We start from the raw sequence: 19068 nt of genomic DNA on the forward strand, positions 1-19068 counted from the left end.
TCCACCGGCTGTGAGCGGGTACGAGGTCGAGATCGGTCAGCTGCGGAACGCGGCCAAGGCGGCGGGGTCCGCCGCGGACCAGGCCAGGGCCGTGGAGCCGGGCAGCGGCCTGGACGCGATAGCGACGGCGTTGCCCGGCGGTGAGGCCGCGAAGAACGCGCCCACGCTGGCGTCGACGTTCACCGAGCGCGGGAAGGGGTGGGCCGGCGAGATCGACGGCTGGAGCGACTCGATCACGAAGGCCGCGAACACTTACTCCGAAAACGAGAACTCCGCGAAGGAGGCTTTCGGAGGATGACGATCGGCTACGACGACGTCCGCAAATGGGACGCCGAGGCGCTCGACACGACGGCCACCAACCTGGCCGGGCGGCGGGACAAGCTCATCGGGTTGCAGGACGAACTCGACGACGCCCGGAAACTGCCCGATTGGCGCGGCCCGGCCGGTGAGCGCGCACGCGGTTCGCTGGGCGACACGCGGAACAAGGCCGAGGTCCTGGTCGCGGAGCTGTCCGCCGTCGAAACCGCCCTGCAGAACGCGTCGGACGAGGTGACCGCCCTCAAGAGCAGGGTCGCCAACAACGACTCCCTCGCCCACACCTACCAGTTCCGCATCGCCGCCGACGGCGCGCTCGTGGACGACAAGCCCGCCGACCCACCCCCGAAGTCGCGGTTCGAGGCCGAGGAGTACGCCGAGTCCCGGCGGCACCGCGAAACCATCAGGAAGCAGCTGGAGCAGGAAACCAAGGCGATCCTCACGGCGGCGAACAACATCGACGCCGCCCTCGCCCGCGTGATGCGGCTCGCGCAGGACGGCGAGATCAGCGACGACGGAGCGACCACCCTCGCGGGAGCAAAGAAGAGCGGGGAGATCGACGCCAAGGTGATCGAGATGGAGCAGTCCCTGCGCGAGGCGGGGCTGCTGACCGGGCCGCCCGCGTCCGGCCACTACCGGGCGTGGCTCGAGAACGCCGTACGCCGGGGCGTATCGATCGACACCATCAAGAAGATCGCCGACGACCACGACATCACGCCCGAGGACTTCAAGGTCCTCGACGGCATGGAAGAGATCCGCGAGGACGAGGACGGCGACGGGACGTTCAAGTCGTACTTCCTGATGCCGACCGACGTCAGCGGGGACGACGCCGCCAAGGCCGTCCGGATGACCTACATCCTGAACGCGGGCACCGACTACGGGGCCGAAGGCGAGAAGACCGACTTCGCGCCGACCCCGTACGGCTCCGAGGAGCTGCGGCGGATCACCGACCGGCAACGGGAGAACTCCTGGAGCTACGACGACGACGTGGGCTTCGTGCACGGCAACGGCGGACGGCTGGTGACCACCCCGAACGGCATGATGATGGGCCTGGGCGGGAACCTCATCCAGGACCAGTTCAGCCAGCAGGGCGGAACCGCCTGGGGCGACACGTTCATGCTGAACATCGACGACGCGAAGGATCCGGCGCAGCAGCTCCGTGAGGTCGTGAAGTCGGGCAACGCCTGGTACGAGGGCGACAACGGCGCCTCCGAGGGTTCTCTCGACCTGGACCGGTTGCTGCACCACGAGGAGCGCCACTCCCAGCAATGGGCGCGCGAAGGCTATGCCGGCTTCCTCGCCTCCTACGCGTGGGAGAAGGTCACCGGCGGCAACGAAACCGAGGAAGACGCGGGACTGACCGATGGCGGATATCACTAGGGGTTCGCGCGTCGCCTGCGCCGCCTTGCTCGTGGTGGCGGTGACCGCGGCGTGCGACACCAAGGCGCAGTTCGCGCCGTCGCTGCCACCGGAGGCCGGATTCCGGGTCGACGACGGCGTCCTGAAACTGTGGACCGGAACCCCGTGCGAGGGCGTCACCGGCCTGAGGCTGACGTTCGACTCCGGCACCCAGACGAGCACGGAGCAGGTGTGGACCGCGCCGCGGCCCGGGGTGCGGGTCGAGCACGTGGACCTGCTCGGGGTGTCCTCTCCGGACGCCGGCGGCCCGCTCGAGATACGGACACCGCTGCCCGCGGGGTACGACTGGACCAAGGCGGGCTCGGTCAACGTCGCCGTCGACGGCCCGAAAGCGAACGGCGCCAAGGCCGACGTCGCCCAGGTGCTGCGCGAGTCGGCCCAGCATCCGTCCGGCAGCTACCTGTTCGGCCGGAGCGGCTGGCTGGACGCGGCGGCCGTGCAGCGCGAGAACCGGAAGTCGTTCCTGACCATCTGCACTCCCGACCCGGAGTGACGGCTCATGGACAGTGCCTCGAGAACGGTGCTGCGCCGCGTCGTGCTCGGCGCGTTCGTCTGCGTCGCCGCGGTGATCGTGCTGCTCGTCGGTCGCGTGGTGCTCAGCGCGACCGGGTTGGCCTTCGATCCGCACGGCTACGGGATGTTCGCGGGAATCCTGTTCACGGCGGTCCTGACCCCGGTCGCGCTGGCGCTGTGGCTGGTCTACCGCTCGCTGCGGCGACGCGGCAAGTGACCTGAGCGGCTTCCGGCTGCGGGTTGATGCCAGGCTCGGTCCGTGAGGGCCTCTTTGGCGGATTTGTCTTTGTTCACCTACCAGTGTGGTCGGTGGTCGAGTGCCCCCAATGTGGCAGTGGGGACACTGAGCGTCTCCGATGTCACATTGGGGGCACCGAATGAGCGGCCCTTGCTCCCGGGAAGCCGCAGGATCGATGAACCCTCGTCAACTGCGTCCTGTGTTGTTGTCTCGGCACCGGATGGAGCCGCGACTCTGGGCAAGTGGTCCGTGAAGGCCTCCTTGAGGGAATCAGGGTCCCTCAAGGAGGCCTTCACGGACTTGGTGATCACCACCTGCGCCACACATGCACCAGTAGTCACAGTGGCTGCGCGTGAAGGGGGCCTTCCCTCGGCTCAGCCGAAGAAACTCGACCTTCACACCTTCCCCAGTACATGAAGGCCCCCATCCTTGCGCCTAGGTACAGGATGGGGGCCTTCATGTACTTCAGGCGAGCAAGAGACGCAGGTACCGAGCCGGTCAAATCTCACGACGGCAGCTCGACCCCCGAACTGCCGGAGTCGCCGTTCACCAGCTGCTCGACCCCGTCCAGGATCCGCGCCAGCCCGAACCGGAAGGTGTGCAGCGGCGCGCTCGCCGCACCGTGCGTCTCCCCGGCCGCCTGCCCGATCCGCGCCGCGAGCGGGAACAGCCCGGCGTCGGCCTCGGGGATCTCCGCGAGCACCGGCGCGCTGGCCGTCCACCACTCCATGTCCGTCAGCCCGGACCGCCGCACGAGACTCGCCGATTCGACCGAGCCGCGCGCGATGCCCTGGACGAAGCCGTTGACCATGGCGACGACGGCGTCCATTTCCAGGTCGGTGAGCCCGATCGCGTCGACGGCCCTCAGTTCGCGTTCGTGTTTGGCGAAGGTGTGCGGGCCGAGGGGGAGACGGCCGGTGGTGAGCTGGAGCATCCACGGATGCCGGTGGTACATCTCCCACGCGTCCTCGGCGAGGATCGTCATCGTGACCCGCCAGTCGTGACTCTCCGGCGGATCGGTCAGTTCACCGTGGACCCGGTCGATCATCAGGTCGAGCAGTTCGGCGCGGCCGGGGATGTAGGTGTAGATCGTCATGGGGGAGACGCCGAGCCTCTCCGCGCCCCGGCGCACAGACAGCGCGCTGATGCCCTCGGTGTCGGCCAGCTCGATCGAGGCGGTGACGATCTCCTCGACGGTCAGCTTCGGTTTGGGGCCACGACGGGGTTTCTCGCGTACACCCCAGAGCAGTTCGATGGTCCGCCGTGGATCGCCCGTGCCGGTGTGGTCCGCGTCTGTCATCACGTTCTCTCTACGGTGTACAGAGTTGTGTTATCCTGAACTGTACACCGTACAGAGATTGGGGTTGAGTGGCGTCTCACGACGGTTTCGGCAGTGTCGTTTTCGAACCGAAGAACCCCCCTCGGACCAGCGGATTCGTCTTCTGGAACGCCGAGGGGAACACGCCGGGGACCGGGGAGGTGACAGTCGCCCTCCCCGAGGTCACCACGGTGCCGTGCGTACGGCTCCCGATGGTCGAGGCGCTCCCCGCGCTGCTGCGGCTTCGAGAAAGCGACGATCCCTCCGCGCGTTTCTGGAGCACAGCGGCCACGGCGGCGTTGAAGCTCGCTGAAGCGGGCAGGCTGCTGCCCGGGCTCACGGAGTCCGATGTGGACGCCTGGCGCGCGGGACCGCTGGAGCCCGCCGACGCCGCTTGGCTGCGCGAGCTGTCCGAAGCGATGCCGGCGCGGGCACGAGCGATCCCGGGCGAGGGAAACCTGCTCCCCGCGCGGTATCCGTTGCTGCGCGCGTTCCTCGACGCCGTGGCCGACACCCTTCCCCGCACGCCCGCGGCCGCGCAGGCGGCCGGCGTCAAGGCGTTCGCCGCCGCACCCGCACATCAGGTCCCGCACCTGCGGGATTGGGCGGCCGAGGTCGCGGCAGGGCTGGACTCCGGTGTCCGGGTCTCGGTGCGGATCGAGGCACCGGGCGACGACTTCACGACCGGCCGCTTCAGCGGGGTCGTCCAGGTGCACAGCCTCGCCGACCCTGGCGTCCTGATCGACGCCGCCGCGCTCTGGGCGGGCGACGACCGGTTCGGCCCGCGAGCGCGAATCGACGTGATGCTGGCCCTGCGCCGCGCAGCCCAGCTGTGGCCACCGCTGGAACCCCTGCTCAGCGCCGCGGTGCCCGATGAGGTGGGGCTCGGCGACACCGACATCACCGAACTGCTCACCACGGCCGCGCCCCTGCTGGCCACGGCGGGAATCGACGTGCACTGGCCGGCCGACCTCGTCCGTGACCTGAGCGCGAAGGCCGTCGTCGGCGGCGGTGCCGCGCCGCCTGCCGACCTCCCGTCGTTCTTCGCCGGCGGCACGCTGCTGCAGTTCGACTGGCAGCTGGCACTCGGCGGCGCACCGCTCACCGCGGCCGAGATGGACGCGCTGGCCGAAGCGCACCGTCCCGTCGTGCGGTTGCGCGATCAGTGGGTGCTCGTCGATCCGGCGCTGGCGGCCAAGGCGCGGGATCGCGCGTTGAAGCCGCTCACGCCGATCGACGCGCTCGGCGCCGCACTGAGCGGGACGGCCGAGGTCGACGGTGAACGCGTCGACGTCCTCACCGACGGCTGGCTCGCCGCGTTGCGGGAACGGCTGCTCGCGCCACCGGAGCCGCAGGCACCGCCGCCCGGGCTGGCCGCGACCCTGCGCGACTACCAGATGCGCGGCCTGCAGTGGCTCACCGCGATGACGTCGATCGGGCTCGGCGGCTGTCTCGCCGACGACATGGGTCTCGGCAAGACGATCACGCTGATCTCGCTGCACCTGCACCGGGCGGACGGCCCGACGCTGGTCGTCTGCCCGGCCTCGCTGCTGGGGAACTGGGAGCGCGAGATCACCCGGTTCGCCCCCGGTGTCCCGGTGCGCCGGTTCCACGGCACCGAACGCTCGCTCGAGGATCTCGACGGCGGCTTCGTGCTCACGACCTACGGCACCTTGCGGGCCGACCCGGAGCCGCTGGGGAATGTCCACTGGGGCCTGCTGGTCGCCGACGAGGCCCAGCACGTCAAGAACCATCGCTCGGGCACGGCGAAGGCCCTGCGGACGCTGACGTCGTCGGCGCGGGTCGCGCTGACGGGCACCCCGGTGGAGAACAACCTCGCCGAACTGTGGGCGATCCTGGACTGGACGACGCCGGGCCTGCTCGGCACCATGGCCGATTTCCGCCGTGTGTGGGCGAAACCGGTCGAGTCCGGCAAGGACCCCGAAGCCGCGGAACGGCTGTCCCGGCTGGTCCGCCCGTTCCTGCTGCGGCGCCGCAAATCCGATCCGGGGATCGCGCCGGAGCTGCCGCCCAAGACCGAAACCGACCGGCCGGTGACGCTCACCGCCGAGCAGGCGGCCCTGTACGAGGCGACGGTGCGCGAACTGATGGCCGAGATCGCCGGGAGCGAGGGCATCGCGCGCCGGGGCCGGATCGTCAAGCTGCTCACCGGGCTCAAGCAGATCTGCAACCATCCCGCGCAGTACCTCAAGGAGCCGTCGGAAGCGGTGCTGGACGGGCGGTCGGGCAAGCTCGAACTGCTCGACGAACTCCTGGGCACGATCCTCGCCGAGGACGGGTCGGTGCTGGTGTTCACCCAGTACGTCGTGATGGCGCGGCTGCTGGAACGTCATCTCGCGCAGCGCGGGATCGGCACGCAGCTGCTGCACGGCGGCACGCCGGTGCCCAAACGCGAGGAACTCGTGCGCCGGTTCCAGGCCGGTGAGGTGCCGGTGTTCCTGTTGTCGCTCAAGGCGGCGGGGACCGGGCTCAACCTGACCCGCGCCGATCACGTCGTGCACTACGACCGCTGGTGGAACCCCGCGGTGGAGGACCAGGCGACAGACCGCGCGTATCGGATCGGGCAGACCAGGCCGGTGCAGGTGCACCGGCTCATCGCCGAGGGCACGGTCGAGGACCGGATCGCGGCGATGCTGCGGGAGAAGCGGGCGCTCGCCGACGCGGTGCTCGCCGGCGGCGAGGCCGCGCTGACCGAACTGACCGACGAGGAGCTGGCCGATCTGGTCGAGTTGAGGAGCCGCCGATGAGCACGCCAGACGACCGCGTCCGCGGTTTCCCCGCTTTCGGCGCCCAAGGCGGGCGGGGCCAGTTCGCCCGCTCGTGGTGGGGCCGCGCGTGGATCAGCGCGATGGAGGACACCGCACTGGATCTGCGCCAGCTCAAACAGGGCCGCAAGTACGCCGCGGCGGGCCGGGTCGGTCCGATCACGGTCAGCCCGGGGCGGATCGCGGCCGTGGTCGACGACCAGGAGGGCCAGTACCGCACCGAGGTCCGGCTCGCGGAGCTGACCGGCGACGAGTGGGACCGGTTCCTCGACCGGGTCGCCTCGCGTGCCGGGCATCTCGCGGCGTTGCTGGACCGGGACATGCCGCACGACCTCGTCGAGGCCGCCGACGACGCCGGGGTGCATCTGCTGCCCGGGATCGGTGACCTCGACCCGGACTGCGACTGCCCCGGCTGGGAGCTGCCGTGCCGTCATGCCGCGGCGCTGTCGTTCCAGGCCTCGTGGCTGCTCGACGCGGATCCCTTCGTCCTGCTGCTGATGCGCGGCAAGGGGGAGCGGGAGCTGCTCGACGAATTGCAGCGGCGCAACGCGCCTCGGTTCGTGCGCACCGGGGACGACGAAGTCCCGGCCGAACGCGCGTACGCCGACGAGCCGGGGCCGTTGCCGGATCCCGCCGGATTCGCTCCCACCGGCGGACCGACCGTGCCGGGCGCGCCCGACATCCCGGCCGAGACCTTCGCCCTCCTGGTCGCGAACGCCGGGCAGATGGCCGGTGCGCTGCTGACGTCGCAGCCGAAGCTCACCCGCAAACAGGACGCCGTCCGCCTCGCCGCCACTCACCCGGAGACCGCCGACCGGCTGCGCCCGGCCGAGCACGGCGAGGACTTCGACCGCGCGGTGCTCGCCTGGCGGCATGGTGGCCGGGCCGGTCTCGACGTCCTGGAGACCGCGTGGACCCCGCCGCCGCAGCCGATGGGCCGGGCCCGGGCCGCGTTCGCCGAGGTCGTGGACGACCCCGGTCCGGGGCTGGACGTCGAACGCAACCACTGCACCGTCCACGGGACAGGGGTGCAGGTGCGGCTGGGCAAGGACGGGCTCTGGTATCCGTACCGGGATCAGTGGCCCGCCGGTCCTCCCGAAGCCGATCCCGGCGCGCTGTTCGCGGCGTTGCTCGGCTGATCCCATTGCCGTCCTCGCCGCAGCCGATCCAGGTGCGGCGAGGACAGGTGGAGGATTCGGTAGCGGATCTCGTCCGACTCCGGCGCCTCACCGGTCCACAGGCTGTAGCGGATGACCTGCCAGGTCCGCGGGTCGACGGCGAGCGCGCCCGAATGCGCGCCGTCCTGGCGCAGGTGCTCGCGAAGTCCGTCGAGAGCCTCGCCGAGGAAGCCGACCGGGTCGGTCTCGTCGGGGATCCGCACGACGTGCTTGCCCGCCGCGACCGGAGGAGTGCCGAACGCGGGTCCCTCCTCGAAGCCGAGCACAGTCCAGTGCTGCACGGCGGGGCGCCCGAAGGAGTCGACGATGCCGCTGAACGGGCCGCCGAACAGGAAGGCGTTCATCCCGGCGTCGTCGTGCCACAGGTAGAAGGGCGAGTACTGGTTCAGCGTCGAGCCGTCGACGCCGCGCTCACGGATCCCGTAGACCTTCAGCCCCAGGCCGCCGAAGTCGTCGAGCAGATGCCCGCGCGTGGCGACGCGTTCGCGGATGATGCCCATGTCGTAGTCGGCGGGGAGGGTGATCTCGTACTGCATGGCATGCATGCCGTACATACTAGTAGGTACAGAGCTATTTCCGGTTGAGCCGGACGATCCCCTCGTCGCCCTGCACCGCGACGACCGCGATCACCTGCCGGTTGATCTGGTGCACCATCCCCGGCGGACCCGACACCGCCCCGCCCATCCCGCCGGACGCCGGAGCGAGACCCACCTTCCCGGCCTGGACCGTGACCGCGAGCGGGCCGGCGCCGCCGTCGTTGGGGACCTGGTCGCCGGTCCGGACCAGCACCTCGCACTCCCCATCCGCGCAGGCCTTCAGATTCCGCCCGTCCGCCGCGACGAACGGCGTGCCGGACGGGGCCGCCGCCTCCATCATCGGCCCGCTCCCCGCGGAAGGCTTCGAACTCGCCGCGGCGAAGATCGGCGTCGGCTCGGCCGCCGCGCATCCGGCGGCGAACAGCGCCAAGGGGAGCAGGACCAGGCATCTTCGGCGATCGACCATGACCGACGAACGTAGCCGAAGCACGAGCCCTTGCATGCACCCGAATTCCGCAATCCTGCGGCTGTTCGCAGTGCTCGGCGCCGGTCCGACCGGGGGAATGGGGCGGACCGGCGCAGCATGTGGTCATACGAGCACCGAGAGTCCGAAAAGCAGGAAAGCGACGGTGAAACCCCCGACCTGGGCAAGGACTCACAGACCTGAGCTCAAACCTCCGCGCGGGCCACGATCGCCTTGGTGTCCACTCCGGACGGAAGCGTCCCGAACGCGACACCCCAGTCGCCGCCCAGCCGCGACGCGCAGAACGCGTCGGCCACCGCCGGCGTCCCGTGCCGCACCAGCAATGAACCCTGGAGCACGAGCGCCATCGACTCGACCAGCCGCCGCGCCCGGTACTCGATGTCCGACAGATCCGACAGTTCCTTGCGCAGCCTGCCCACCGCGTCGTCCAGCCGCGTGTCGGCACCGGACGCCTGCTCGACCTCCGCGAAGTACGCCGCCACCGACTCCGGCTGCTTCGCCATCGCCCGCAACGCGTCCAGCGCCGCGACGTTGCCCGAACCCTCCCAGATCGACATCAGCGGAGCCTCACGGTAGAGCCGCGGCATCCCCGACTCCTCGACGTACCCGTTCCCGCCGAGGCATTCCAGCGCCTCCACCGCGTGCGACGGACCGCGCTTGCACACCCAGTACTTCGTCACCGCCAGCCCCAGCCGCCGGAACGCCTGCTCCTGCTCGTCCTCCGGCCGGTCGGTGGCCGACGCGAGCCGCATCCCGACCGTGGTCGCCGCCTCGGACTCCACGACGAGGTCCGCCAGCACGTTGCCCATCAGCGGCTGATCCACCAGGTTCGCCCCGAACGCGCTCCGATGCCGTGCGTGGTGGACCGCCCGCACGGCGCCGTACCGCATCCCCGACGCGCTCCCGACCGCGCAGTCCAGCCGGGTGTTGTTCACCATCTCGATGATGGTGCGCACCCCGCGGCCTTCCTCGCCGACGAGCCAGCCGATCGCGTCGTCGTATTCGATCTCCGACGACGCGTTGGACCGGTTGCCCAGCTTGTCCTTCAGCCGCTGCAACCGGATCCCGTTGCGCGTGCCGTCCGGCAGGACCCGGGGGAGCAGGAAACACGACAACCCGCCCGGCGCCTGGGCCAGCGTCAGGAACATGTCCGACATCGGCGCCGAGGTGAACCACTTGTGCCCGACGATCACATAACCGCCGTCACCGAGCGGGCGAGCCGTGGTCGTGTTCGCCCGGACGTCGGATCCGCCCTGTTTCTCCGTCATCGACATCCCGGCGATGAGCCCGCGCTTCGAACTCGGCTCACGCAACCCGAAGTCGTACTCCGTCGCCGCCAGCAACGGCTCGTACCGCGCGGACAGTTCGGGATTGAACCGCAGCGCCGGGACCGCCGCGTACGTCATCGAAATCGGGCACGTGTGCCCGGCGTCGACCTGGCCCCAGACGTACATCTTCGCCGCCCGTGCCGCGTGCGCGCCCGGCCGGGAATCCCGCCACGGCGCCGCGTGCAGCCCGTAGGACACCGCGACGTCCATCAGTTCGTGCCAGTACGGATGGAACTCGACCTCGTCGATCCGGTTCCCGACCCGGTCGTGCGTCCGCAGCACCGGCTCGTTCTCGTTGACCAGCCTGCCCCACTCCTGGGCCTGCTCGCTCCCGGCGAGCCTGCCGAGGGCGTGCACCTCGGCCACCGCCCAGCCGGCGCCCGCCCGTTCCAGCCCCTCCAGCAAGGCCGGATCGGCGGCGACGTCGTACTCCGCCGGCGGCGGGACCTGATTGGTGACCTCATGAGTGCTCGGCATCGGAACCTCCCAAGGAACGCAGGACGAAAGTGCGCAGCCCGGACACCTCGTCCGCACTGCCGGTGGTCAACGGGCCGATCAGCACCTCGGCGGCCGCACCGACGAGCGCCGCCGCGGTGACGTCCGCGTCCTGGGCGGGCAGCACCCCGGACCGGACGCCGTCGGCGACGTGCTGGGCCACGACGTCGCGGAAGGCGCGCCGGAACACCAGCCGCTCGGCCTCGATCGGCGCGTCGACGGGCTCGGCCAGCAGCGCGTACGCCATGCGCGGCGTCTTCAGCGCCCGGCTCGCGAAGGTGTCGAAGACCGCCACGACCCGCTCGGCAGGCGTGCCGGGACGCTCCGACACCTCGCGCACCGCCTCGACCTCACGCGTGACGACCTTGCGGAACAACTCCACGACCAGGGCGGCCTTGGTGGGGTAGTGGCGGTACACGCTCCCGACCGCCACTCCCGCCCGCTCGGCGACCGCCGATACCGAGCAGCCCGCGTACCCGCGCTCGGCCAATTGCTCCATGGCGGCGGCGAGGACGGCGTCGCGCTGGGCGTCGAGGCGCTCCTGGACCTTCGGTGTACGGCGATACGGCACCCAAGAAGTGAAGCACCGATTCACACCTTCAGTCAACGCACCTTGGCGAGCCCTTCCACCGCCTTGGCGATGCCCTTCTTGTCATAAGCACTGGTCGGCATGGTCGCCGCATGGGCATGCCGGACCACCCCGTCCCGGTCGATCAGCACACTGCCCGACTGCTGCAGCATCTTCTTCGCCAGCCCGAACGCCTCATGCGGCGTGCCGTTCCTGCCAGAGACCACCCGAAGCGACAACCCGCGCTTCGCCCGCCACGCCTTGGCCTCCGCCCGGCCCTCGGGAACCGCCACCAGCACACGCACACCGGCGGCCGCCAGCTCCTCCGCCCGCGCCGCCAGATCCTTCACATGGCCGGTGCACACAGGACACGAGGTCGAGCGCATGAAATAGATCAGCACACTTGCCGTACCTCGGAACTCCGAAAGCCGCACGACCTGCCCTGTGGTGTCCTCCAGCGCGACGTCAGGGACCGTGGAACCGATTTCGAGCATGAAAACTCCTCAAATAAGGTCAGGAAGCGGGGTTGTCGAGCAAGGCACGGACCGTCGCCCGCGCGCGATGCAGCCGGGACTTCATCGCGGCCGTGCTCAGACCGAGCGCGTCGGCGACCACTCGGCCCGAATGCCCCTGGATGTCACGCATGATCAAGACGCGACGCTGATCAGCGGGCAACTCGGCGATCGCCGCGGCCACCCGCTGCGCCTCCAGCCGATCCAGCGCGTCTTCCTCGGCCGACACGATCGCGACGGAATCCGCCGGACCCGCGGCACGCACCACCCGGCGCGCCCGACGAAGGCACTCGTTGCGCACGATCCGGAACATCCACGACGCGAGCGCACCCGTGGCACGCAGCGTGCCGATCTTCCGATACAGGATGATCAGCGCCTCCTGCGCCGAATCCTCCGCGTCCTCCGGCGAAGCACACAGCGACCGCGCGAACCGCTGCACATGCGGATGGGAACCCGAGACCAGTGCGGCGATGGCGGACGCGTCCCCGCCCTGCGCCGCCACGATCAACGACTCCCTCGGCCACTCGGCCTCCACGACAACCTCCTCCTGCGCCGAGCTTGTCCCGGCCCCTACAAGAGCCGCGACCCTCGCAAAAGGATTCAGCAGCCTCCACGTGACGCCGCTCACCCCAGTGGGCGCACCCCGAACCCCACGTCACCCGATGGCATGATCGCCGCTATGACATGGACCGCCCCCGAGGTGACCCGGCCGTCCGGCGACACCGCCGCCGACGAGCGGATCCTCCTGCCCTCCCTGCTGGCCTGGCACCGCAGCACCTTCCTCCACAAACTCGCCGGCCTCACCGGAGAACAGCTCGCCACCGCGTCGGTCCCGCCGTCGAACATGACCCTCCTCGGCCTCGTCCGGCACCTCGCCAAGGTCGAACGCTTCTGGTTCCGCTTGCGCTACGCCGCACAGGACGTCAAACCCCTCTACGACGCCGCCCTCGGCAAGGACCACGACTTCGAAGCCCTCGACGCCGCCAAAGCCGAAGACGCGTACGACATCCTCCTCGAAGAGATCCGGCTCGCCGACGAGGCCGCCGCCGAAGGATCCCTCGACGACACGTTCGACCTCGGTGGGAACCCGTTCTCACTGCGCATGCTCTACCTCCACATGATCGGCGAATACGCCCGCCACAACGGACACGCCGACCTCATCCGCGAACGCGTCGACGGCCGGACAGGAGCGTGACCATGGACTACGGATTCGTCGGCGCGGGCGAGATCACCGCCGCCATCGTCGAAGGCCTCAGCAAGGACATCACCGACCCGCCCGCGATCTCCCTCTCACCCCGCAGCCGCAGCGTCGGCCAAGAACTCTCGGCACGCTTCGCCAACGTCGAAGTCCGCGACAGCAACCAAGCCGTCCTCGACAGCGCCACGACCATCGTTCTCGCCGTCCGACCGCCGATCGCCGAAGAAGTCCTCCGGGACCTCACCTTCCGGCCCGACCACGTCCTGATCAGCGCCCTCGCCGGCGTCCCGCTCGGCCAACTGCGTGACTGGGCCGCACCCGCCCGCGAAGTCGTCCGGAGCATTCCGCTGCCCCCGGCCGCACGCCGCCAAAGCCTCACCGCGATGTACCCCGACAACCCCGAAGCCCGAGCCCTCTTCGACAGCATCGGCGGCAGCGTCGTCCCCGCCGCGGAGAAGGACCTCGACATCTTCAGCAGCGCCACGGCCACCTTCGCCGCCCACCTCGACTACCTCGGCACCATCGCCGCCTGGATGACCGACCAAGGCATCGAAGACACCACGGCGACCGCCTTCACCAGCCACATCTTCGGCCAGCTCGGACAGTCCCTCGCCGAGCAGAGCGGCTCCCTCGAAACCCTCACCGGCAAGCACATGACCCCCGGCGGGCTCAACGAACAATTCCTCACCGACCTGCGCACCGACGGCGTCCCCGACACCGTCCGCCAGGCCCTCGACGGAATCCTCACCAGACTGCGAGACCAGTGACCGTCATCGACAGGCTCCGGGCCGCCGGATGCGTCTTCGCCGAAGACGAAGCACGCCTGATCACCGCCGAAGCCCGCACCCCCGACGAACTCGACACCATGATCCAGCGCCGAGTCGACGGCGAACCGCTCGAAGTCATCCTCGGCTGGGCGGAATTCCACGGACTGCGCATCACCGTCGAACCCGGCGTCTTCGTGCCCCGGCAACGATCCGAACTCCTCGTCCGCCACGCCGTCACCCTCGCCGGACCAGGAGCGGTCGTCCTCGACCTCTGCTGCGGCACCGGCGCACTCGGCGCCGCCATCGCCGCCGAACTCGGCGACATCCGGCTCTACGCGGCCGACATCGAGCCCGCCGCCGTCCGCTGCGCCCGCATCAACGTCGCCCAAGCCGGGGGAGAGGTCTTCGAAGGCGACCTCTACACGCCACTGCCCGCGACGCTACGAGGCCGCGTCGACATCCTGGTCGTCAACGCCCCGTACGTCCCCACCGACGCCATCGCGATGATGCCGCCCGAAGCACGCGACCACGAACCCCGCGTCGCCCTCGACGGCGGGCACGACGGAGTCGACGTCCACCGCCGCGTCGCCGCCGAAGCCCCACAATGGCTCGCACCGGGCGGCCACCTGCTGATCGAAACCGGCGAAAGCCAGGCCGCCAGCACCGCGGAAGCCATGGCGCACAACGGATTGACCCCCGAAGTGATCGCCGACGACGACCTGTACGCGACGATTGTCGTCGGTGCCAGGGGATAGGGTCGCCGCCGTGACCGACTACCTCCAAACGACCCGCACCGCCTACGACACGGTCGCGGCCGACTACGCCGAACTCCTCCGCGACCACCTCGCCGGCTCCACCTGGGACCGGGCCGTGCTCGGCGCCTACACCGAACTCGTCCAGGCCGCCGGCGGCGGCCGCGTCGCCGAAATCGGCTGCGGAACCGGCCGCATCACCGAGTACCTCCACCAGCTCGGGCTCGACATCCACGGCGTCGACCTCTCTCCGGGGATGCTCGCCGTCGCCCGCAAGTGGTACCCCCACCTGGACTTCCAGCTCGGGGAGATGCCCGGACTGTCCCTTGAGGACGGCTCATTGGCCGGCGCCGTCGCGTGGTACTCCATCATCCACACACCACGAGAGCGGCTGCCGGAGATCTTCGCCGACTTCCACCGGATCCTCGCCCCGGGCGGCCACCTGCTCCTGGCCTTCCAGGTCGGCGACGAAGTACGCCACATCGAGCACGCGTACGGGCACGACATCACCTGCGACGCCTACCGCCTGTCGCCCGAGAAGATCGCCGAGCAGCTGGGGGAGGCGAAGTTCAGCGTGCTCTCCACCCTCGTCCGTGAGCCGTCCGAGGAATTCGAAAGCACGCCACAGGCCTACTTGATCGCCCGCAAGCAGTAGCTCAAGGGCGCCGGGCCTCGACGAGCCAGGCCGCCGAGCCGTAGAAAACGCCTCGGTCGGTCTGGTGCTCGGCGAGATCGGCCCGCAAGGCAGCCACGGCCGCGGCGCGAGCGGCCTCATCCAGGTCGTTCAACCGGCCACCGTGCTGCTCGACGATGAAGTCGGCCGCGTCGTCCACGTCCCGGCCGAAGTACATCGGCTTGTCCACCGCGGTGCACCGGACATCGGCGTACCCGGCCGAGACCAGCAACTCCTCGGTCTTGGCCGGGTCGCTCAGCGGGAGATCCGACGACGGCACCTCACGCCCCGCCGCGAAGATAGTCCGGAACGTGGTGATCCATTCGTTGAGCCGGAACGGCTGCCACGTCAGCAGGACCAGACGGCCACCAGGCCGGGTCGCCCTCGCCAGGTTGGAGAACGCGGCCAGGGGAGTACCGAAGAACATCGATCCGTGCCTGCTGATCACCACATCGAACCGGGCCTCGGCGAACGGATGGATCTGCGCGTCCACCTGCTCGAACGAGACATTGCGAACGCCTTCCTCCTCGGCGAGCCGACGAGCGAGAATCAGCATCTCACCGGAGAGGTCGACACCGAGCGCCGAACCGTCACCGGCGAATCGTGCGGCGTCCCGCGTCGTCTGACCCGCACCGCAACCGACGTCCAGGACGTGGTCGGTCGGCCTGATGCCGGCCGCGGCGAAGAACGTGTCGCGATAAGCGGCGACGCCATCGTTGAAACGCTGCGCGCGCTTCGCCCAAAAAGCGCCGTCATCACCGTCCCACGCCTTCAACATCCGCTCGTTGGACGGATCGACACGCACAGCGGCGCTCTCGGACATTTCGGCAACCCCCAGGTTCGCTTCCGGAGGACGACCCTAGCGCGAGCCTGTCAGCGGAACGCCGCGACGTTCCCTTTGGTGGAACTGATCGACCGGATCTCCCGACGGACGCGAAGTAGCGTTGGCGATATTGACCATCCAGGTGATCCCGAACTTGTCCACGAGCGCGCCGGCCTCGTCGCCCCACACCTGCTTCTCCAGAGGCATGGTCACGCTGCCACCGACAGACAACTTCTCGAAACAGCCGCGGAGTTCGCCGTCGCCACCGAGGTAGATCGCGACGTTGTTGCCAGGGGAGTGCGGCACGTCCTCGACCTGGCCGTCAACGTCGCAAGCCATCAGCGTGTATCCGTGCGGGGTGTCGAGCTGGGCGTGCATGACCTTGTCAGCGTCAGGGGAGTCCGGCGACCCGAAATCCGCGATCGTGCCGATCTCCAGCTTGCCGCCGAGCACCTGCCGGTAGAACTCCATCGCCTGCCGTGCGTTCCCGTTGTACCTGATGTACGGATTGAGTCGAGATCCCATGGGAATTCGCGTGCCCTTTCGTGTTCGTGGACCGCGAGCATTCCACCGAATACACGACATCCTGTGGCGGGTATTCGCCGCAGGATTCAGGCCAGGCCCCAGTAAGCCAGCCAAGCGTCCAACGCCGGCCCAGGCGGGTTGAGCCGACGAGCACGGGCGACGTTCTCCTCGTCATCAGGAACGACCTCGGCCAGCACCAGCACGCTCTCGCGAGCTTCGCCGGCACCGAACAGACCTTCGTCAGAGAGCCTGCGCAGCGCCGTCTCCATCGCACGAAGCCGAAGATCGAACTCCGCGTCGGAGGCATCGTCGTCGGCGATGTCGAACACCTCCGGCCGGGCGGCGAACAGCTCGCGGACCGGTTTCAGGTGTTCCTCGCCAACGATCGAAAACGGTGAATCGGCGTAGGAGTAGCGGACATCCTCGGCGTCTGGTCGCTGTGCCAGCGCCTCGTGCGACCACGCCGACAACGCCGGGCCGAACGCCTCGCCGGGCGTGGTCAGCGTGACGTAGTAGAACGTGTGGCCGGGGTTGTTGCGGAACAGGTCTGTGACGGCCGCACGAGTTGCCGTGGTCAACGCGTCTGCAAGGTCGGCTTCGGTAGGAATCACCAGGGCATCGAACCACGACCCGCTTCAGGCCGAGAGAGGACGTGCACTGACCTTACTTGACATAATGTACATTATCGGCACTTTGGCCGACCTGGTTATCAGGGCTCGAGAGGGGCCCTTGAGGCAGCCGCGAAGGGGTCCTTCGTCGCATGTCATGCAGTGAAAGCGTCCTTCGCCGCGCCGGATGCGGCGATGGCCCCCTTCGGCTCGCCCTGAACCTGGCCACCACAGATCTCCCGCGACACCCCGGGACGCCCCCGGGGACGCGAAACGGATGTCCGATCACCCGGCCTCAATACGTCACTGTGACGAATCGAAGTGGATCTCACGGAGCCGTTGATGATCAATGGAGGCGTCAGGCGTCAATGGGATCTAGGCAAGTCGGTCAACCCGACGACTCGGGCTCTAGCGCCGCCCCAGGCGTCCCAAGTGTCATGAACGGGTCGTTCGGGACGAAAAACGTCAGGAACGACCCGTTCATGACACTCCGGAAAGCGGCGAGCGAACCGAGATCCCCCACGAGGGGTTTCCGGACCCATCACTCCGTTTCATGCATAATCACTATTATGCATGAAACGGAATATAACCCAGTGTAAGACTGTCGGTGCCATGCGGTACAAGATGCTCATGAGGGTTTCCGAGGCACAGCAAGCCTTTTTCGCCGCACGTCGTCCCCGTAAGGATTCTCCTCACACCACCGACGCCTACCGCCGCGACCTCGCCGGCATCACCGCTCTTCTGCTCCGCGAGCTGGACCGCTCCCCTGACGAACTCACCGTCGAGATGCTCACCGCCCAGGCGCTCCGCAACGCTTTCGGCGCCTTCGCGGACACCCATGCGAAAAGTTCGGTGCTCCGCGCCTGGTCGACCTGGAACCAGTTCCTCACCTTCTGCGTGTCCGATGGGTTGCTCGCGGGCAATCCGATGGGTGCGGTCGCGCGGCCGAAGGCGCCTCCGCTGACGCCGAAACCGTTGCGGGGTGAGGAAACCCCGGAGCAGCTGCTCGCGGCCGCCGCCGACGGGGCGCGCCGGGCGCGGGATCCATGGCCCGAGCGGGACGTCCTGGTGATCGCGCTGGGGCTGGTCGCCGGGCTGCGCGCGGCGGAGATGCGGGCGCTGACGGCGCGGTCGTTGGTCGGCCGTCAGGGCGAGATGCGGCTGCACGTCCATGGCAAGGGAAGCCGCGACCGGTCGATCCCGGTGCAGCCGATCATGGAGAAGATCATCGAGGAGTACCTGGCCTCCTGCCGTCGCCGGTTCCCCCAGCAGCGGTTCGGGCCCTCCACTCCCCTCCTCCGGGATCGTGCGGGCGAGCCGATCGGCCGCGGTGCGCTCGAGTACCTGGTCAAATCCTGCTATCGGTGGGCCGGCCTGCACGACCGCGTACCGGTCGGGGCGAACCTCCACGCGTTGCGGCACACCTTCGCGACACGGCTGGCGGAGGACGGCGCGACGGCGTCGGAGATCATGGCTCTGCTGGGGCACGCGAGCCTCGCGACCAGTCAGAACTACATCGAGGCGACCGGGCGTGAGCAGCGTGCGGCGGCCGCGAGCAACCGGACGTACCGGGCGCTGGACGGGATCGTGTAGCTCAGCGGAGTTGTTCGAGGTCCTTGGCGGCTTGGGCGATTTCGCCGGCGAGGCCGCGGAGTTCGGCGACGGACGCGCCGTCGTCGGCCGCGGTGACGACGTCTTCGGCGGCGCAGCGGAGTTGGAAGAGCCTGTCCTGGAGGGTGGCGATCTCGGTGTCGGAGAGGACGACGGCGTCTTCGGGGAGGCCGCTGCGCTGGAGGGCGGTTCGGCGTTCATAGGCGCGCTGGCGGCAGGATTGCCCACAGTAGCGGCGGCGCCTGCCGACGTTGCCGCCTTGTTCGAGCCGTCGGCCGCACCATCCGCAGTGTTTGGGTACCCCCGCGCGGCGGAGTTCGGACACCTCTTCGGCGGACGTCTTCGGGTGTTCGGCCACTTCCCTCACGGTTCAGACCCTAGCTGGCCATCGGACGATCATGCCGGGGCCACGACCGAAGTG

At 69.2% G+C, this 19068-nt stretch carries 21 protein-coding genes and 1 pseudogene; 11 read left to right on the forward strand and 11 right to left on the reverse strand.

Features of this window, described 5'->3' with window-relative positions:
• Positions 1-10 precede the first annotated feature (10 nt).
• The 4 genes from DMH01_RS16560 to DMH01_RS16575 are packed head-to-tail and all read left to right on the forward strand — an operon-like array spanning position 11 to position 2464.
• Positions 11-298, forward strand: a complete 288-nt coding sequence (locus DMH01_RS16560) for a hypothetical protein (protein ID WP_125677710.1) — start codon at positions 11-13, stop codon at positions 296-298.
• Positions 295-1695: a hypothetical protein gene (locus DMH01_RS16565; protein ID WP_125677712.1), complete on the forward strand. Its 1401-nt coding sequence runs from the start codon at positions 295-297 to the stop codon at positions 1693-1695. Before DMH01_RS16560 ends, DMH01_RS16565 begins: the two co-directional genes overlap by 4 nt.
• Positions 1679-2227, forward strand: coding sequence for a hypothetical protein (locus DMH01_RS16570; RefSeq protein WP_125677714.1), 549 nt, complete (start codon positions 1679-1681; stop codon positions 2225-2227). The genes DMH01_RS16565 and DMH01_RS16570 overlap by 17 nt, the downstream gene beginning before the upstream one ends.
• 6 nt (positions 2228-2233) lie before the next feature.
• Complete coding sequence (locus tag DMH01_RS16575; RefSeq protein ID WP_125677716.1) at positions 2234-2464, forward strand: hypothetical protein; 231 nt, start codon at positions 2234-2236, stop codon at positions 2462-2464.
• 526 nt (positions 2465-2990) lie between these two features.
• Here DMH01_RS16575 and DMH01_RS16580 read toward each other — a convergent pair.
• Positions 2991-3785, reverse strand: a complete 795-nt coding sequence (locus DMH01_RS16580) for a TetR/AcrR family transcriptional regulator (RefSeq protein ID WP_125677718.1) — start codon at positions 3783-3785, stop codon at positions 2991-2993.
• 68 nt (positions 3786-3853) lie between these two features.
• Between DMH01_RS16580 and DMH01_RS16585 the strand changes: the two genes are divergently transcribed.
• Positions 3854-6571: a DEAD/DEAH box helicase gene (locus DMH01_RS16585; protein ID WP_125677720.1), complete on the forward strand. Its 2718-nt coding sequence runs from the start codon at positions 3854-3856 to the stop codon at positions 6569-6571.
• A complete protein-coding gene (locus tag DMH01_RS16590; protein ID WP_125677722.1) occupies positions 6568-7728 on the forward strand; it encodes an SWIM zinc finger family protein in 1161 nt (386 codons plus the stop codon). Before DMH01_RS16585 ends, DMH01_RS16590 begins: the two co-directional genes overlap by 4 nt.
• Here the strand turns inward: DMH01_RS16590 and DMH01_RS16595 are convergent.
• From DMH01_RS16595 to DMH01_RS16620, 6 genes are all read right to left on the reverse strand, one after another.
• Positions 7665-8312 carry a DUF4865 family protein gene (locus DMH01_RS16595; RefSeq protein ID WP_125677724.1) on the reverse strand — a complete coding sequence of 216 codons (648 nt, stop codon included), beginning with the start codon at positions 8310-8312 and terminating at the stop codon, positions 7665-7667. The genes DMH01_RS16590 and DMH01_RS16595 overlap by 64 nt on opposite strands.
• A 25-nt stretch (positions 8313-8337) precedes the next feature.
• The gene (locus tag DMH01_RS16600; RefSeq protein ID WP_125677726.1) at positions 8338-8769 is read right to left on the reverse strand and encodes a hypothetical protein; all 432 of its coding nucleotides are present in this window, start codon (positions 8767-8769) and stop codon (positions 8338-8340) included.
• Between the two features lie 203 nt (positions 8770-8972).
• The gene (locus tag DMH01_RS16605) at positions 8973-10592 is read right to left on the reverse strand and encodes an acyl-CoA dehydrogenase family protein (protein ID WP_125677728.1); all 1620 of its coding nucleotides are present in this window, start codon (positions 10590-10592) and stop codon (positions 8973-8975) included.
• Positions 10576-11181 (reverse strand): TetR/AcrR family transcriptional regulator, encoded by a 606-nt coding sequence (locus DMH01_RS16610; RefSeq protein ID WP_125677730.1) that lies wholly within the window; start codon positions 11179-11181, stop codon positions 10576-10578. The genes DMH01_RS16605 and DMH01_RS16610 overlap by 17 nt, the downstream gene beginning before the upstream one ends.
• Before the next feature lie 32 nt (positions 11182-11213).
• Positions 11214-11672, reverse strand: a complete 459-nt coding sequence (locus DMH01_RS16615; RefSeq protein WP_125677732.1) for a peroxiredoxin — start codon at positions 11670-11672, stop codon at positions 11214-11216.
• Positions 11673-11691: 19 nt separating this feature from the next.
• Positions 11692-12225 carry an RNA polymerase sigma factor gene (locus tag DMH01_RS16620; RefSeq protein ID WP_125677734.1) on the reverse strand — a complete coding sequence of 178 codons (534 nt, stop codon included), beginning with the start codon at positions 12223-12225 and terminating at the stop codon, positions 11692-11694.
• A 132-nt stretch (positions 12226-12357) separates the two neighbouring features.
• On the opposite strand from DMH01_RS16620, the gene DMH01_RS16625 reads away from it, so the two are divergent.
• The 4 genes from DMH01_RS16625 to DMH01_RS16640 are packed head-to-tail and all read left to right on the forward strand — an operon-like array spanning position 12358 to position 15062.
• Positions 12358-12885, forward strand: a complete 528-nt coding sequence (locus tag DMH01_RS16625) for a DinB family protein (protein WP_125677736.1) — start codon at positions 12358-12360, stop codon at positions 12883-12885.
• Positions 12886-12887: 2 nt separating this feature from the next.
• Positions 12888-13655, forward strand: coding sequence for an NAD(P)-binding domain-containing protein (locus DMH01_RS16630; RefSeq protein WP_125677738.1), 768 nt, complete (start codon positions 12888-12890; stop codon positions 13653-13655).
• Positions 13652-14410 (forward strand): putative protein N(5)-glutamine methyltransferase, encoded by a 759-nt coding sequence (locus DMH01_RS16635; protein ID WP_125677740.1) that lies wholly within the window; start codon positions 13652-13654, stop codon positions 14408-14410. Before DMH01_RS16630 ends, DMH01_RS16635 begins: the two co-directional genes overlap by 4 nt.
• 10 nt (positions 14411-14420) lie before the next feature.
• Positions 14421-15062: a class I SAM-dependent methyltransferase gene (locus DMH01_RS16640; protein WP_125677742.1), complete on the forward strand. Its 642-nt coding sequence runs from the start codon at positions 14421-14423 to the stop codon at positions 15060-15062.
• Position 15063: 1 nt separating this feature from the next.
• Here the strand turns inward: DMH01_RS16640 and DMH01_RS16645 are convergent, their stop codons facing one another.
• The 3 genes and pseudogenes from DMH01_RS16645 to DMH01_RS16655 form a co-directional block, all read right to left on the reverse strand.
• A complete protein-coding gene (locus DMH01_RS16645) occupies positions 15064-15903 on the reverse strand; it encodes a class I SAM-dependent methyltransferase (protein WP_125677744.1) in 840 nt (279 codons plus the stop codon).
• A gap of 120 nt (positions 15904-16023) precedes the next feature.
• Positions 16024-16428: pseudogene (locus tag DMH01_RS16650) on the reverse strand (VOC family protein); the annotation flags it as partial.
• Positions 16429-16514: 86 nt separating this feature from the next.
• A complete protein-coding gene (locus tag DMH01_RS16655; RefSeq protein WP_233621556.1) occupies positions 16515-17006 on the reverse strand; it encodes a DUF4303 domain-containing protein in 492 nt (163 codons plus the stop codon).
• Positions 17007-17648: 642 nt separating this feature from the next.
• Between DMH01_RS16655 and DMH01_RS16660 the strand changes: the two genes are divergently transcribed.
• Positions 17649-18629 carry a tyrosine-type recombinase/integrase gene (locus DMH01_RS16660; RefSeq protein ID WP_125677750.1) on the forward strand — a complete coding sequence of 327 codons (981 nt, stop codon included), beginning with the start codon at positions 17649-17651 and terminating at the stop codon, positions 18627-18629.
• A 1-nt stretch (position 18630) separates the two neighbouring features.
• On the opposite strand, the gene DMH01_RS16665 is transcribed toward DMH01_RS16660, so the two are convergent.
• The gene (locus DMH01_RS16665) at positions 18631-19014 is read right to left on the reverse strand and encodes a hypothetical protein (RefSeq protein ID WP_125677752.1); all 384 of its coding nucleotides are present in this window, start codon (positions 19012-19014) and stop codon (positions 18631-18633) included.
• Between the last annotated feature and the right edge of the window lie 54 nt (positions 19015-19068).

Origin of the sequence: Amycolatopsis sp. WAC 04182, from assembly GCF_003947465.1 — a bacterium.
Lineage (GTDB): Bacteria > Actinomycetota > Actinomycetes > Mycobacteriales > Pseudonocardiaceae > Amycolatopsis.

What these genes read in the sequence shown, in the direction of transcription:
- DMH01_RS16565 (WP_125677712.1), top strand. Translation starts at nt 295, where the DNA reads ATGACGATCGGCTACGACGACGTCCGCAAATGGGACGCCGAGGCGCTC.
- DMH01_RS16570 (WP_125677714.1), top strand. Translation starts at nt 1,679, where the DNA reads ATGGCGGATATCACTAGGGGTTCGCGCGTCGCCTGCGCCGCCTTGCTC.
- DMH01_RS16575 (WP_125677716.1), top strand. Translation starts at nt 2,234, where the DNA reads ATGGACAGTGCCTCGAGAACGGTGCTGCGCCGCGTCGTGCTCGGCGCG.
- DMH01_RS16580 (WP_125677718.1), bottom strand. Translation starts at nt 3,785, where the DNA reads ATGACAGACGCGGACCACACCGGCACGGGCGATCCACGGCGGACCATC.
- DMH01_RS16590 (WP_125677722.1), top strand. Translation starts at nt 6,568, where the DNA reads ATGAGCACGCCAGACGACCGCGTCCGCGGTTTCCCCGCTTTCGGCGCC.
- DMH01_RS16595 (WP_125677724.1), bottom strand. Translation starts at nt 8,312, where the DNA reads ATGCATGCCATGCAGTACGAGATCACCCTCCCCGCCGACTACGACATG.
- DMH01_RS16600 (WP_125677726.1), bottom strand. Translation starts at nt 8,769, where the DNA reads ATGGTCGATCGCCGAAGATGCCTGGTCCTGCTCCCCTTGGCGCTGTTC.
- DMH01_RS16605 (WP_125677728.1), bottom strand. Translation starts at nt 10,592, where the DNA reads ATGCCGAGCACTCATGAGGTCACCAATCAGGTCCCGCCGCCGGCGGAG.
- DMH01_RS16615 (WP_125677732.1), bottom strand. Translation starts at nt 11,672, where the DNA reads ATGCTCGAAATCGGTTCCACGGTCCCTGACGTCGCGCTGGAGGACACC.
- DMH01_RS16625 (WP_125677736.1), top strand. Translation starts at nt 12,358, where the DNA reads ATGATCGCCGCTATGACATGGACCGCCCCCGAGGTGACCCGGCCGTCC.
- DMH01_RS16630 (WP_125677738.1), top strand. Translation starts at nt 12,888, where the DNA reads ATGGACTACGGATTCGTCGGCGCGGGCGAGATCACCGCCGCCATCGTC.
- DMH01_RS16645 (WP_125677744.1), bottom strand. Translation starts at nt 15,903, where the DNA reads ATGTCCGAGAGCGCCGCTGTGCGTGTCGATCCGTCCAACGAGCGGATG.
- DMH01_RS16660 (WP_125677750.1), top strand. Translation starts at nt 17,649, where the DNA reads ATGCGGTACAAGATGCTCATGAGGGTTTCCGAGGCACAGCAAGCCTTT.